At 35.7% G+C, this 14,365-nt stretch carries 13 protein-coding genes; 2 read left to right on the top strand and 11 right to left on the bottom strand.

Features of this window, described 5'->3' with window-relative positions:
• Window positions 1-236: 236 nt before the first annotated feature.
• From AS180_RS19215 to AS180_RS19170, 10 genes are all read right to left on the bottom strand, one after another.
• Window positions 237-2,003, bottom strand: a complete 1,767-nt coding sequence (locus tag AS180_RS19215) for an alkaline phosphatase family protein (RefSeq protein WP_062687317.1) — start codon at window positions 2,001-2,003, stop codon at window positions 237-239.
• A 167-nt stretch (window positions 2,004-2,170) separates the two neighbouring features.
• The gene (locus AS180_RS19210; protein WP_062687316.1) at window positions 2,171-3,544 is read right to left on the bottom strand and encodes an O-antigen ligase family protein; all 1,374 of its coding nucleotides are present in this window, start codon (window positions 3,542-3,544) and stop codon (window positions 2,171-2,173) included.
• A gap of 25 nt (window positions 3,545-3,569) precedes the next feature.
• Window positions 3,570-5,075 (bottom strand): murein biosynthesis integral membrane protein MurJ, encoded by a 1,506-nt coding sequence (murJ, locus tag AS180_RS19205; protein ID WP_025910420.1) that lies wholly within the window; start codon window positions 5,073-5,075, stop codon window positions 3,570-3,572.
• Between the two features lie 27 nt (window positions 5,076-5,102).
• A complete protein-coding gene (locus AS180_RS19200; protein WP_025910419.1) occupies window positions 5,103-5,435 on the bottom strand; it encodes an EamA family transporter in 333 nt (110 codons plus the stop codon).
• Window positions 5,428-5,769 (bottom strand): DMT family transporter, encoded by a 342-nt coding sequence (locus AS180_RS19195; RefSeq protein WP_025910418.1) that lies wholly within the window; start codon window positions 5,767-5,769, stop codon window positions 5,428-5,430. Before AS180_RS19195 ends, AS180_RS19200 begins: the two co-directional genes overlap by 8 nt.
• A complete protein-coding gene (locus AS180_RS19190) occupies window positions 5,766-7,472 on the bottom strand; it encodes a DUF6020 family protein (protein WP_025910417.1) in 1,707 nt (568 codons plus the stop codon). Before AS180_RS19190 ends, AS180_RS19195 begins: the two co-directional genes overlap by 4 nt.
• Before the next feature lie 5 nt (window positions 7,473-7,477).
• Window positions 7,478-8,407, bottom strand: a complete 930-nt coding sequence (locus AS180_RS19185) for a glycosyltransferase family 2 protein (RefSeq protein WP_025910415.1) — start codon at window positions 8,405-8,407, stop codon at window positions 7,478-7,480.
• 2 nt (window positions 8,408-8,409) lie between these two features.
• Window positions 8,410-9,504 carry a glycosyltransferase gene (locus tag AS180_RS19180; protein ID WP_035320951.1) on the bottom strand — a complete coding sequence of 365 codons (1,095 nt, stop codon included), beginning with the start codon at window positions 9,502-9,504 and terminating at the stop codon, window positions 8,410-8,412.
• Between the two features lie 261 nt (window positions 9,505-9,765).
• Entirely contained in the window at window positions 9,766-10,554 is a 789-nt protein-coding gene (locus tag AS180_RS19175) for an endonuclease/exonuclease/phosphatase family protein (protein ID WP_062687315.1), read from the bottom strand.
• A 2-nt stretch (window positions 10,555-10,556) separates the two neighbouring features.
• Window positions 10,557-12,194: a PTS transporter subunit IIBC gene (locus AS180_RS19170; RefSeq protein WP_025910413.1), complete on the bottom strand. Its 1,638-nt coding sequence runs from the start codon at window positions 12,192-12,194 to the stop codon at window positions 10,557-10,559.
• Between the two features lie 220 nt (window positions 12,195-12,414).
• Between AS180_RS19170 and pgmB the strand changes: the two genes are divergently transcribed.
• Together pgmB and AS180_RS19160 are read left to right on the top strand one after the other, a co-directional pair.
• Window positions 12,415-13,080 carry a beta-phosphoglucomutase gene (gene pgmB, locus AS180_RS19165; protein ID WP_025910412.1) on the top strand — a complete coding sequence of 222 codons (666 nt, stop codon included), beginning with the start codon at window positions 12,415-12,417 and terminating at the stop codon, window positions 13,078-13,080.
• 115 nt (window positions 13,081-13,195) lie between these two features.
• Entirely contained in the window at window positions 13,196-14,059 is an 864-nt protein-coding gene (locus tag AS180_RS19160) for a Cof-type HAD-IIB family hydrolase (protein ID WP_025910410.1), read from the top strand.
• Between the two features lie 42 nt (window positions 14,060-14,101).
• Here AS180_RS19160 and AS180_RS22875 read toward each other — a convergent pair whose 3' ends face one another.
• Window positions 14,102-14,263, bottom strand: coding sequence for a hypothetical protein (locus AS180_RS22875; protein ID WP_156413469.1), 162 nt, complete (start codon window positions 14,261-14,263; stop codon window positions 14,102-14,104).
• Window positions 14,264-14,365 lie beyond the last annotated feature (102 nt).

Here is a 14,365-nt window from a genome sequence, read left to right as displayed (position 1 = left end):
AAAAAGTAAGCGAAAAACGCTACAGATTAGCCGTTTTTTAAGGGCTTCGTTATGGAAACCGGCACATATCTGGATACGAAAGATTAAAGGAAAAACCGTTCCTTAAAAATAAATTGTCGTCGTCGCACAAGTCTAATTGTACATAATTTCCAAATGGATGGAGCCACCTTTAATAAGGTATTTACTTTTTTGGCTCTAAACAGGAAAAAACATTAAACTGAAAATTGCGTCAACATTTATGCAACACTAGTGAATTCTTTTGATTTTTGAAATTCGTCTGTGTTGCCAAAGCCACCCTCTATATAGCCTTGAAGATTTTTTCCTAGAGCAGGTAAATGATCTCCCCAAAATACAACAAGTGTAGGTTCATCGAGTTTTTGTATTTCAGTTTCTAATTTCTTCAGGGCGTCATCGGACTGCTTAATACCTTCAGCATAAATTTCAATTTCGCTTTTCATTTCAGGAGATAAGTTGTCACCTTCAACAGATATTGTTTTTTCACCATTATACTTTGTAGCTGGATATGGAAGGTGATTTCCGATTGTCACGGCGTGAATAAAAGCTGGCTTATCTGATTTTTTTAACGTATCTAAAACTTGATTAACAACTGAATCGTCCGAAACAAATCCTTCGTTATCTTTTTCCGTAAAGTCCATTTCATCAATAAATAAACTTTTTTCAAATCCTAGGTTTGGATAGACGTTTTGACGCATGTACATAATGCCGTTATTTGGATGCATTGCTTCCGTATAGTAGCCTAATTGATTTAGATAAGAAGCAAACGAAGGATATTCTTTTTTGCTTAAAATGTGTTGAAAAGGCAAACCACCAGGGTTAAACGTATTCATTGAATAACTTGTTAGTGCTTCAAACTCTACGTTAGCTGTTTCGCCACCAAATGCAGGGCTGAGCATGGACCCAGAAGGGTACTTCTTCATTAGTTCTTTTGTGTGCTCTAATGGATCTTTTGAAAAAGAAAGGTCTAGCTTGGTAGGGTCCCAAAAAGATTCATTCATGACAAAGACAATGTTTGGTTTTTTGTCTGCTTTAGAATCACTACTGAATGGCTTCACTTCTTTTTTCATATTCTCGACAGCAGCTGTGACGCGTTTTTCAGAGTAACCCTCAGGTTCTTCCAAAATATTTGTCTTGATATTCGAAATCATGCCGATAACGGGACCGTTATAATAATAATTATTTTGCTGATTCCACGGCATAATGGCTGAATATTTTTCATAGTACTTTTCCGCAAAGGTATCTTCAAAAAACAGGAATGATTTTGAGATAAACATGATTGGAAGAATGAGTATAATACGGATTCGCCAATCAATTTTTAACTTAGGTGAACGTAACCATAGAACGAACAAGGCTATTACGCTAATAACCACAAATATGGTGGTTGAAAGGGAGATAGACTCTCGAATCATTGGTATAACCTCTTTTAATTGGGTAACTTGAATGAAATCATTCGGGAAGAGCGGTTCGTTTCTAAAAATCTTTTTGTAGTGGTTCGTTAACGCAAGGATAAAAAACAATAGAATTGAAATTCCACTACCAATATAGACTTCCCCCGTCAGCAAAATGACTCCAAATGCTAGTAAACCAAGAATAAATGAGCTTAATAAATAGCGATCTGTATACTCTTGAATCCATTCAATCGATTTACCAAGCTGATGTAAATCAATATGATAAATGAGAAATAAAAGGGCACCTACCAACCCAATAAACGTTGCAAATAAAAATGCAGAAATGAGATGGTAAACTCTAGAATTAGCAACCTGAGTAATTAGTTCTTTTTTAACAAGTATCCAAACAGTTAGAAAGCTTAATAATAAAGCGATAAGGCTAACAAGTATCGTAAAAAAGGCGGTGTGAATCTGCGCCCAATCAAAAGCGAGATTGTAGTCACCTGTAAATGAAATTATGGTTATCCCATATAAAAATATCGTTAGGAATAAGTAAAAGATAAAGGTAGGTAAAAACTGAATGATGCGCTGATACATAAAGCATTCCCCCAAAAAAATAATAGCTTTACAAGCTTAACATAAAATTAACATTTTTGAAGGGAAAATGTTTTGGGAAGCTTAAGCAAAGGTAAACAAAGAAGAGGAAATTAGTTGTACTGACTATAAAAGCCGCTAAAGGCAGATGACCTCTAACGGCTTTGAAACTAATCTAACGCATTTGATTTATAAAAGTGAATACAAGCAAGATAAGCTGCTGTTACAGCAAAATAAATGGTTACAGCAGGAGCTGTAAAGACATGACCTGCAACAAATGCAATACCTAATGCTAAAACAACAGAGGTACTATACATCATAAATGACTCATTCCAAAGCTGAGAAGGCTCACGAATGAATCGTTTTATTACGTATAGAGCAATTATTAGAAGAGGTAAAATCCACAGAATAAATCCAATAATTCCAAGTGAGAAGAAAAGGTCATAAAAGTCCATTTCAATCATTTTTGGCTGCTGTTCTTCTGTGTAATTTCCTGCATAGCCCATCCCGACAAGCTTACGGGCGATAGGAGCTTCTGCATACTGCTCTTTATGGTGAGCTAAAAAGTCTTCGCGACTACTTAAAATAAGATTTTCAATATCGCTATTGTCTAACTTTTGTCGCTTTTTCTTTTTAGTATCAGTAGCATCATCTTCTTCTGTCTGCTCTGGTTGCTGCTCTTTCTTTTTATTTTCTAGCAAATCGATATGCGCATATGTGTTTGTGAAAGCAGGAGAGATAGGAGTTGTAACTCCAACTACTACCAACAAAATAATTGAGATAACTAAATTAGATTTTACTGCACGTTGTTTTGTTGCAAAGAGTTTAAGTACTAATACAACAAATGCAACCCCTAACGATAAAATAACAGCTCCTAATCCTACCTTTGTTCCAATCATAATTGAAGATACTGCAAGTAAAATAAACGGAATCCAAAAGTAAAATTGCTTTAACGACTGTGTTTTCTTTAAGCCAAATAAAAGTGTTAAAGGTAATAATAGAGCAACGATTGCTCCAAGTTCGTTAGCAGCGTAAAACCAGCCTTTAAATCCAGTTTTATTGTATTGATAACTTTCTAAAGCTGTACCAGTAAGCATGGTGCCAATGAACACAATACTGATAATAAGAGAAGCAGTTAATAAGTTTTTATTGAGAGCTTTTGAGACATTTACAGATTGGCGATACATTGTAAAAACCACAATAGCTCCTAAGAGCGTTACGTTCATATAAACAACTTTATTAAAGAACTTTACTTCTTGAGCTAAATAGTAAGGGTCTTTCCATTGACTATTAAAGTAAATATTAACACCAAGGAATAGTGCAAAGACAATTAAATAAAGAATTGAATATCTGGCCCACTTGGACTTTTTGAAAAATACGAGTAAGATAATCCCCACAAATACCATATACATGAACCGGATAATAACACCGATTGAAAGAGGACTTTCTACATTTAAAACCATGTATGTTGTTAGCATATCAATAATTGGCTGTATTGAAATAAAACCAACAAACAGAAAAAATAACCAGTATGTGTTCTTCATATAGTAATCTCCTGTTTTAGTGAATTTAACGTTTTCGTTTACGTAAAACCATCATAATGCCATCTACTTTAAATATAAACGTCGATATTAAGTATACTAAACCTCCCACTAAGCATACAACCGTAAATCGACCCAGAACATGCAGGTCGTTTAAAGCTTGTATATCCTTCAGGATGTACATAGCGACCATAACGGGGATGCTAGCTACTAAAATTTTTGTTGTTTCCTTTAGTAAATAGCGGAAGTGGAAGCCATTGATGAGACGATTTAGCATAACGAACACAATGGCAGTATAGAAAAACCCCACAACGGACATTGAAAGTGCAAGCCCTTGATAACCTAAAAACTTCGTGAATGTTAAGTTAAAAATGACATTCAGTAGGATTGACAGTAGTCCGATACGCATTATAACGTGGCCTTTTCCTAATGAATAGAAGCCTTTTGCTAAAATTGCTTGTAGTGAGTAAAAGAACACCGATCCAAAATAATAATAAGAAGTATCAGTAGTTTTCAAGGTAGATGTAGCGTCAAATGCACCACGTTCATAAGCAATTTGAACAATATCTTTCATATAAAAGCTCATAATCACAAGTGTCGGAACAAGTAACATCAGCATAAATGTTAGCCCTTTTTCGATTCCTGTTTTAAACCGCTCTTCATTTTTATCGTTCAGAGCTTTTACAATGAGTGGGTAAATGATTGTCGCAACGGTCACACCAAAGATTGCTTGGGGAATACTAACTAATCGAAAGGCATAGTTCAAGTAAGAAATAACGCCTTCTCCAAATGACCCTGCAAAAAAGAAGTTAACTGTTAGGTTAATTTGTCCCACCATGATGGTAACACCCACAGGAATAAAAACTTTATAAAAGATTTTAACTTCTTCTCTATCTATCTTCTGCTTCCATAGCAGCAGATTCTTTGGTTTAAAGTACACAACTTTAATGAGAAAGGAAGCAAGAGTTCCTAATAGATATCCTAAGGCAATAGCGTATCCACCTATTACATCCTGGAGTAAAATCGTACTTAAGATAGTAAATAAGACAACAACGGTTTGAGAAAATACAGAGAAGGAATATTGACTGTTAGCATCAAATACACCTTCATATACCGCGTTTACCCCAACTAAAGAAAGCGATAAGAAGTATAAAATTGCGGTATAGATACCAATATCAATCGCTGCTTTAGAAAAGTTAGGGTAGCTAGCAGGAAAATAAAAGAATGCTGCTATCGAGCCTAAAATAGAGATGACTAAGCAAATAAAAAACGTAGACTTTACAATGTTTGTAAGGTGCGATTTCCCTTTTCCTTCTTTTTCGTAGCGCAAATAGCTAGGGATAAAAGCATCTTTCATGCCCGTGAGCATAAATAGAATAAATGCGTTGGGAATAATCATCGCTGCGTTATAGGCATCTACGATATAGCTTGTACCAAAGTAATTGGCGATTACTAAATCTCGAATCATACTGGAAAACTTTAAAAACAAGGTTGAAACAAGTAATAAAATACTTGCAATCTTTAAGCTTTTCATAAATTAAAACTCCTGCCTTTATGCTGTTTAGCTATTAGCAATAATAAAACAACCAATGATGATAAGAGCGCATCCAATCATTTGTTTGACGGTTACTTTTTCTTTTAACAAAAAGTAGCCAAACAATAGTGTCCATACATAGGTAATGGACGTTAACGGGAAGACAACAGAGTAAGGCAGCAAGGTTAAGACATATACGTTTAACAATGCTGATATTCCGTAAAATGAGCCCCCACCTATCAAGTAGATAATAGCCATTTTCGTGTTTTTAGCGCTTAAAGCTGTGGAGATCTGTTTGAAAAAGACAGCTCCAACTGAACCTAGAAGTGTCATAATAAGTAAAATCGGTATACTAATCATCATGGTCACCTACCAATAGTACCCCAACAATAATAACAGCTGTACCAATTAGTTTCGTAAAGCTAACAGCTTCATTTAATAAAAAGAAACCTAATGCAATACTGATGACATATCCTAAGCTTAAAAAAGGGTGAAGAAGTGAAACTCTTTCATATTTAAAGGCTAAAATCATAAAAATAGCTCCAAATCCGTAGAGTAAGAAGCCAATTATTAACATAATGTTGAATGAACCATTGGATAACTTCCAGAGAAGCTGCCCAATGGCTGTAAACATGGAGGCAATGATAATTAAAAATATGCCTAATTTTCTATTGTACTGTACGTTGTTTGTCAAAACTGACCCCTCTCTTCTTCACCTTTTCTAACAAAAGCTAATCCGACAAAGAAGAAGCTGACAAATACGCTTGCTAGTAAGTAGCGGAAGTCTTGTGCAGGTAACGCTGCTAAAACTGATAACGTATTTAATAGCCATGGAAATAAAACAATGGAAGACGTGATTCCTTTTCTCGCAATGAAGAAAAGAGAAAATAATAAGATAACACAGTGATAAAAAGCAGGCTTCCATAAGAAAAATAAAGAAGGGCTTTTAAAGACTTCCAAATATGCTTTTGCTGTGTTTGTAATCAACGGTGAAACCACGGTATTTTCAAGTCCAAATTTATTTCCGTAGTATACGTTGGTTACATACGTGTCGGTATATCCATCTTCAAATGGCGTTGTTTGCCATACCAGTGCCGTTTGTTTTAGAAATCCTTCCATTGCTAGATATGGATTCTTGATAACAATGCTCATGTAATTTTTAAAATATAAACCAAGGTCTTGAAAAATAAACTCCCGGTCGTAATATTCCCACGTGAATTTAATTGGGTCACTTTTATATGGATTATATTTTTCTTTCCAAAGTTCAATCGGGAGAACGTTGTTAAAGTATTCACGCTCAGATTTAGACATCTCTCCATCATTGACAATAATGTTGGCAATTTGTTGTGTCGGAATCGATAACGCTTCATTAGGATCAGAAGGTTTAACATCTAACCAGTTGAACACAGGGCCTGTGATAATTCGTTGTAAAATAAAAATCACTAAAAATAGCGGAACCAAGCGTTTCCAATACTTTCTAAACAATACGATTAAACATAAAAATGTAATAACGAACACAGGGAATCCATTATGTCTAAAAAAGGCTACACCAAAAGATGATAAAAGAAGCATAAAGATTCCATATTTAGACTGAATAAATGCTCCGTTTGATAAATATACTCTCGCAATATTTACCGTAAAAAATAGCAAAAAGGCGCTGTATAGGATATCTTTCCAGATAACAATGGAAAAGATTAAAAAACTCGGTATTAATAATACGAGTAATGTTAGAATTCCTAAAACAATAGGTGGAACTTGCTTTTTAATAAGAAAGTGAAACGTGTATAAATAAATACTAGACACGACTAAGATTTGAACAATCGTAATCATTCCAGGGTGATCCCATATTTGAGTTAGTATCATAATTAACCAAGTGATCATGATCGGGTGCCAGTCATTAAATTCACGAGTATGTGCTTGTTCCCACTGAGCCAGAGAATCGGGCGTCATTCCACCTGGGAAAAAGGCTAACCAATAAAAGGCGCTCATAGCTAAAATACAAATGCCAATAATCCATTTATATTTGTTTGGATAATCAACAGACGAATCTGGATTAAAATGTGCTTTAAAGGTTGTTGCACAAGCAATTACAAACCCTAATGCAATCACCCATCTTCCAAGAATATAAAGAATAAAGTCGAAGATAGTGGATGCTGTCATATGCAAGTTACTTAGTAAAGAAAACTGTATGATGAAGCTGACTGCTATGATCAGGAGCCATTGTATTGATGTAAATGAAGCATAAGCTCTATTTTTATAAATAAAAATAGAGCTTATGCCTACTAATACTAACAACATAAAAACAGAAGAAAAACTTACTCTGTCAGGGGCTCCAATAAAAATACCTATCAATGCAAAAGCAGTCGCTATTAAATAAAGAATAGGTTTTTTATTCACGGTAATTACTCCCTTATTTGTTCAATCTTCTTATTTAATTCTAGTTCATATTGTTTGCGGTTTAACGATGCAATTGTATCTAGGATAAGTCCAGAAACAAACGATAATACACCAAGCAGAATTAAGCCCGTTGCTAGGATTGATGAAGGGACTTTTGTAATAAAGCCTGTTTTGAAAAATTCATAAATAACAGGTGTTCCTACCGCCAATCCAGCAACTAAGAATAATAAAGTCCAAAGTGAGAAGAACTGTAACGGCTTGTACTCCTTGAATAGAGTAAAAATCATTTTAAGTACTTTATAACCATCAGAGAAGGTGTTTAGCTTTGACTCACTACCCTCTGGACGATCTCGATAATCAATAGGAATCTCTTTCAAACGGAAGCGTTTGTCCAAAGCATGTAAACTCATTTCTGTCTCAATTTCAAATCCAGGGCTCATGACAGGGATTGATTTTACAAATAGCTTGTCGTAAGCTCGGTATCCTGTCATGATATCGGTAATGTTACTTTTATATAGCTTATTAATTAATGAACGAACTAGGTTGTTTCCAAAGTTATGGAATGGACGTTTATTTTCTTCAAAATACGTACCGTTTGAAAGACGATCACCAATAGTCATATTTGCTTCTTTGTTTCTAATAGGTTCAATAAGCTGGTGAACAAACTCAGCTGGGTACGTGTCATCACCATCAACCATTACATAACAATCAGCGTCTATATCTTGGAACATTGATCGAACAACGTTTCCTTTTCCTTGCTTTAATTCTTTTTTAACAATAGCTCCATGAGCTAATGCAATTTCACTTGTTTTGTCTTTAGAATTGTTATCATAGACGTAAATATCAGCTTCGGGTAACTCTTGCTTAAAGTCATCAATTACTTTTCCAATTGTTACTTCTTCGTTGTAACAAGGAATTAAAACTGCGATTTTCATTCTTACACCTCATTAAAGAAAATTGTTGGTAGTTGCTGAGAAATCTCATCTACACTGTATAACTTAGCTGTTTTCACAGCTTGTGATGACATGTTTTCCTTCTGTTCTGCAGATGATTCCATAAAAAGGCGCAATTTCTCCTTCAGCTCTCCTGCCTGACCAGGTTCAAAGAAAAGGCCATTTTGACCATCAATAATGTAATCTTTGAGTCCACCGATACGGCTACCGATTACAGGAGCTCCACAGGCCATGGCTTCTAATCCTACTAGACCTAAGCTTTCTCCTTTACGGATTGTTGGAAAGACAAATGCGTCGATTACATTATAGACATAGGCTAAAGAGGATTGTGGGAGCAAAGGAAAGTGAATGATTTTATCTGCTAAATTCAACTCTTGAACCATCTGTTTAAACTTTGGCTCGTCCTTTCCACTACCAACATAAATGTATTTATAATCCGTAAGGCTTTCAGCTTCTAACTGCGCGATGGCTTGTAAATAAAACTCCCATCCTTTACCGACATCAATGCGACTTACACAGCCAATATAACGTTGCTTTGGATTTAAATTCAACTCTTTATAAGCCTCTTCTTTAGTAGAAAATGAATAAAACAATTTAAAATTAACGCCTCCGCTAGGAAAGATATAAATAGGCGTTGTCACTCCATACTTCTCTTGAACTAGTTCTTTATAGTAAGGAGATGGAGTAATAATTTTATGTGAACGATGCAACAGTTCTTTTACCCGTGGCTGAAACTTTTCTTGTGAAGGGACTTCGGGAACGACATCTGAACCGTGAACGTTTGTTACAATTTTCACACGTTTATTTAACTTCTTTAAAATAAGCAAGGGTAGAGCATTGTGAGAAGCATAATGCACATAAAGGTAGTCATACTTTTTTGTTAAGCCACTTGCTATTATTTTTAAATAATGCGAAGCATATCCAACTAGCTTTCCGAGTTTGCCTGTTCGTTTTGTCATGACAGCTTTGTCTACTGAAACACCATTATCAAGTAATATCTGCTCAGTATTTTTCACAAAGACACCATAGCTTGGGAAATCTTTAGATGGATACATATTAGAAATGAGCAAAATTTTCATTTTGATTCTGCACCTATCTTCTTTGATTTTAGTATTTTCGCTATGTTGACACATGAATTAAATGTTAGATAAGTAAATAAAAGGAATATTAATTCTTGTATTAACAACAACACATTATAGCATATTTACATTTTTAAATGTCAAAGTATTATACAATCAACAAAGATTTAATAAAGCTTTATATTATTATCATGTGCATTTACTACCATTCCATGTGAAAAGCTGTTGAAGTCTAGGCTTCAACAGCTTTGTTTAACGTGATTATGTTAATGCTACTTCTACGCCAAAATGGTCGGAAACAACAGGTTTATTAGTACCATTAAAGATGACGTGGGATTTAGCTATCTTATAAGGGTCACTTGTTAAGATTAAATCAATACGAAGCTTTTCTTTGTTTTCATCCCATCCAGCAATTTTACCTTGGACCGTAATTCCTTCATCTTTTTCAAGAGCAAGGTCATAGGTGTCGTATAAAGGGTGCTTTTTCATATAGTCATATCCTTCATTTCGAATAAAGGCATTGTTGTTAAAGTCACCTAATAAGAAAAATGGATGATCTTTTTTTATGGAAGTCCATAGAGAGTCAAACTGGTCTTTAAACGGTTCTTTATCATCTTCCCACCAACCTAGATGACAAGAGTAAAATGATAGCAGTTCGTCGTTATAAGAAATTGTTGCTCCAACAACTCTTCTTGTTTTCCAGTCGTTTACGTCAGATGTTCTTGAAACGAAGAAAGAGTGCTCTTCAACAACAGGGTGCTTTGTTAAGATAGCCAAGCCTTCCTCGTAAACTTCATACCCGATGTGAGCCATGTCCCATACAAGCTCATAATCGTGAACACCTAGCTTTTTCAATTCTTGTAACAGAACATATCCATAATTATCAGATTTAATATGCTTATTCACATAAGGAGCCTCCATATGCTGGCTAACTTCTTGTAGAGCAATTACATCATAATCTTTCTCTTTAATTACAGAAGCTAGACAAGAAATCTTGTCTAGCTGGTTTTCTTCTTGCCAAGAATGGCAGTTTAAAGTGAGTAATTTCATCTTCACGCTCCTAGTAAGTCTTGAATATCAGATTTAAGAACATCAGCTTTTGGACCATAAATAGCTTGAACACCTTTATCTTTTACGATTAAGCCTAGAGCTCCGTTTTGTTTCCATTCCGCCTCAGTAGCCACGGAGCTAGTATCTTTTACTGTTACACGAAGGCGAGTCATACAAGCGTCAACATCTTCAATGTTTTGTTGACCACCTAACAATTCAATAATAACAGGTGCTAGAGAATCATTTTTTACGTTTGAAGTACCGCTAGTTGAAGCTTCATCTTCGATATAGTTTCCGTTACGTCCCGGAGTAGGGAAGTTGAAACGTTTAATCATAAAGTTTGCTACTGCAAAGTTTAATCCGAAGAATACAAGACACGCAATAATAAAGTTTACTAAATCTAACCATAATCCTGCTTTAACAATCATTGGCGTACGTGTAATCAATTCGATAACACCGAATGCGTGAACGCGGACATCAATAATATCAACAATGGCAAAGGCCATACCTGTCATGATTGCGTATACAACATAAAGAACTGGAGCAGCAAACATGAACATGAATTCGATTGGCTCTGTAACACCAGTTAGGAATACAGCTAGTGCAGCAGAGAAGAACATTGATTTATACTTTCTGCGTTTATCTGCATCAACGTTGCGGTACATTGCAAAAGCAATACCGATTAACGCAGCACAAGATAGAATCATTTGACCAACTTTAAAGCGAGCTGGCGTTACTTCATTTAACAATTGTTGATAGCTAGCTGTGTCACCAGCTGCTAGGAAGTTATTTAAGTCAGCAATCCAAGCTAACCATAATGGATCTTGACCAGCTACTGTTGAGCCAGCACCAGAACCTGTTAAAATTTGATACGTTCCACCAAGTTCAGTATAGTTGATTGGAACCGTTAACATATGATGTAAACCGAAAGGTAATAATAGACGTTCTAATGCACCAAAAATAAATGGAGCCAAGATTGGTGCTGTGTCACGAGATGTTGCAATCCACTGACCAAAGCTGTTTAAAGCACCTTGGATGAATGGCCATACAATCGATAAAATAATTGCTGTAACAATTGATCCACCAATAACAACAAAAGGTACAAAGCGTTTACCGTTAAAGAATGATAAAGCTTCAGGTAATTTATCGTAGTTGTAATACTTGTTAAATAAGTTGGCTCCAAGGAAACCGGCAATGATACCAACGAATACGCCCATGTTTAAAGCAGGAGCACCTAAAATTGATGTGAAGTAATCTTTTACAACAAGTTCTTGTCCGAATAGAGACGTAATTTTTGCTTCAGGATCTGCTAGCATATCGGCGTTAACCCCGAAGATTGCACCAGTAATACGGTTAATCAACACAAAAGCGATTAGTGCAGCGAATGCTCCACCCGCACGTTCTTTTGCCCAAGATCCTCCAATCGCTACCGCAAACAAGATATGGAGGTTTGTAATAATACCCCAACCTATATCTTCCATCACTCGGGCAATCGTTTGCACAAGTGCCATTTCTCCACCAGTCATACCAACTAGCTTTCCAAGTGAAATCATAATACCTGCAGCTGGCATAACAGCTACAACAACCAGTAAGGCTTTACCAAACTTCTGCCAAAAATCAAATGAAAAGAATTTCTTCATGACTATTTCCCCTCCCCGTTGTATGGGCTTTCAATATGTTGTGTGCGTTTACAGTTATTTTATAGCTGAAACGAATATAAATAGTGCAACCGCTTGCATAAATTTATTTTAATAAAAAGGCTTTCATAATGCAACACTTTTTTGAAAAATAAAAGTAGGAAATTTATTTCAATAATCGATATGATAAAAAGAATAGATAGTTGAAGAGGAGAGATTTCATATGCAGGCACAGTTTGAAGCGCTTATTTTTGACTTAGATGGTGTAATTGTTGATACAATAAACTTATACTACCAAGCAAATAAAATGATTGCTGATGAAACAGGTGTTCATTTTACACACGATTGGAATCAACAAATCCAGGGAATTAGCCGCTATGAGACAGTTAAGCAAATTGTAAGACAAAGTGACAAATTTTATTCTGAAGAAGAGATGCATGCATTAGCGGAAAAGAAAAACCGTCATTATCAAGTGTTAATTGAAACGTTAGATGAAAAGGCCATCTTACCAGGCATTTTTCAGTTGATAAAAGAAGCAAAAGCAGCTGAGACCAAGCTTGCAATCGCTTCTTCTAGTTCAAACGCGATGCATGTATTAGAAAAAATCGGTTTGCAGTCTTATTTTGATAAGGTTGTAACCAGTAGAGACGTAACGCGTGGGAAGCCAGATCCAGAAATTTTTTTAACAGCAGCAAAAGAGATAGGTACCCACCCTAAAAACTGTGTTGCGATTGAGGATGGAATTGCAGGCTTAACCGCGATTAAACAAACGGATATGTTTTCCATAGGAGTAGGATTACATGAAGGAATGGAACAAGCGGATTGGCAAGTAGCTTCTACTCATGAACTAACGTTTAAGAGCGTGAACAAGAAGTTTGTAAACCGTTAATTGGCTGAATGTAACGTCGTCTACACAAATACTTATTATATTGTTTACATAGAAGTCAAAGACTACGTAATAAAACATGTTAACCTAAAAATAAAAAACAGCAGGGGGACTCAGAATGATTAAATGCGTTGCAACTGACATGGATGGAACATTAGTAAATAGCGAACAAAAAATTAGTGTAGAGAACAGCAAAGCAATTAAAGCTGCACAGCGTGAAGGTGTAGAAGTTATTGTGGCGACTGGACGCTCTTATGAAGAAGCTGCTTTTTTACTAAAAGAAGCTGGCATTGAGACGTTTCTTATTTGTATAAATGGAGCAGAGGTAAGAAATAAAAAAGGTGAGAAGTTAGAAGCGTTTGGAATGTCTCTGGATAAAATTAAAGCTGTTGAAGAGGTTTTTAATAAGCATGAGCTGTACTTTGAGGTGTATACAAGTGATGGAACATACTCAAATGACTATGATAAAGCACTTTCTGTTGTAATGGATATTTATATGAGTGCTAGCTTAAAAAATCAATACGATGAGTTATTAAAAGCAGCTAAAAAGCGATTTGAAGAAGGAAAAGTAAAGTTAATTGAAGAGTATGAGCCACTCTTTCAGGATTCAAATATATTGATTTATAAAATGTTGGCTTTCTCATTCGATGATGAGAAGCTAAATCGTGCGCGTGAAGAGTTAAAAGCTTTTCATGGAATTGCTGTAAGCTCTTCAGGTAAAGAAAATATTGAAGTGAATAGTGAAGAAGCTCAAAAAGGAATTGCATTAGAAAAGTTCGTCAAAAGCCGAGGTATCTCCTTACAAGAAACAATGGCAATTGGTGATAATTATAATGACCTTTCGATGTTTCATAAAGCAGGAAGAGCCGTTGCAATGGGCAATGCACCGGATGAAATAAAGCGTCATGCTCATGTCGTAACAAAAACGAATGATGAACATGGTGTAGCGGAAGCTATTGAGAGTATCTTTAAGCCAGTATAGAGTTTGGGACATAACAAAATGATTGCTTCTAAGAGACGAACACTAGCTGTTCCAATCTTTTTGGTTTGTCTGAACACGTTCGTTCCATTGCGCTACGGCCACTCGCTTTCCGCGGGGAGGAACCTGAGCTTCCTCGCTGCGCTGCGGGATCTCAGTTTTCCCTCTCTTTCCCGCAGGAGTCGAGTGTCCTACGCTCCATTCCACCCTGTTTCCAACATTGTTTTCACAATCAACCAAAAAACCTGAACGATTAAAAGTGAGAAACTCTCAATCGTTCAGGTTTATCATTGGCTGAATTACTTATGT

The organism is Priestia veravalensis, assembly GCF_001457055.1.
Classification (GTDB): Bacteria; Bacillota; Bacilli; order Bacillales; family Bacillaceae_H; genus Priestia; species Priestia flexa.
This window is presented reverse-complemented; position numbering and strand designations above follow the sequence as displayed.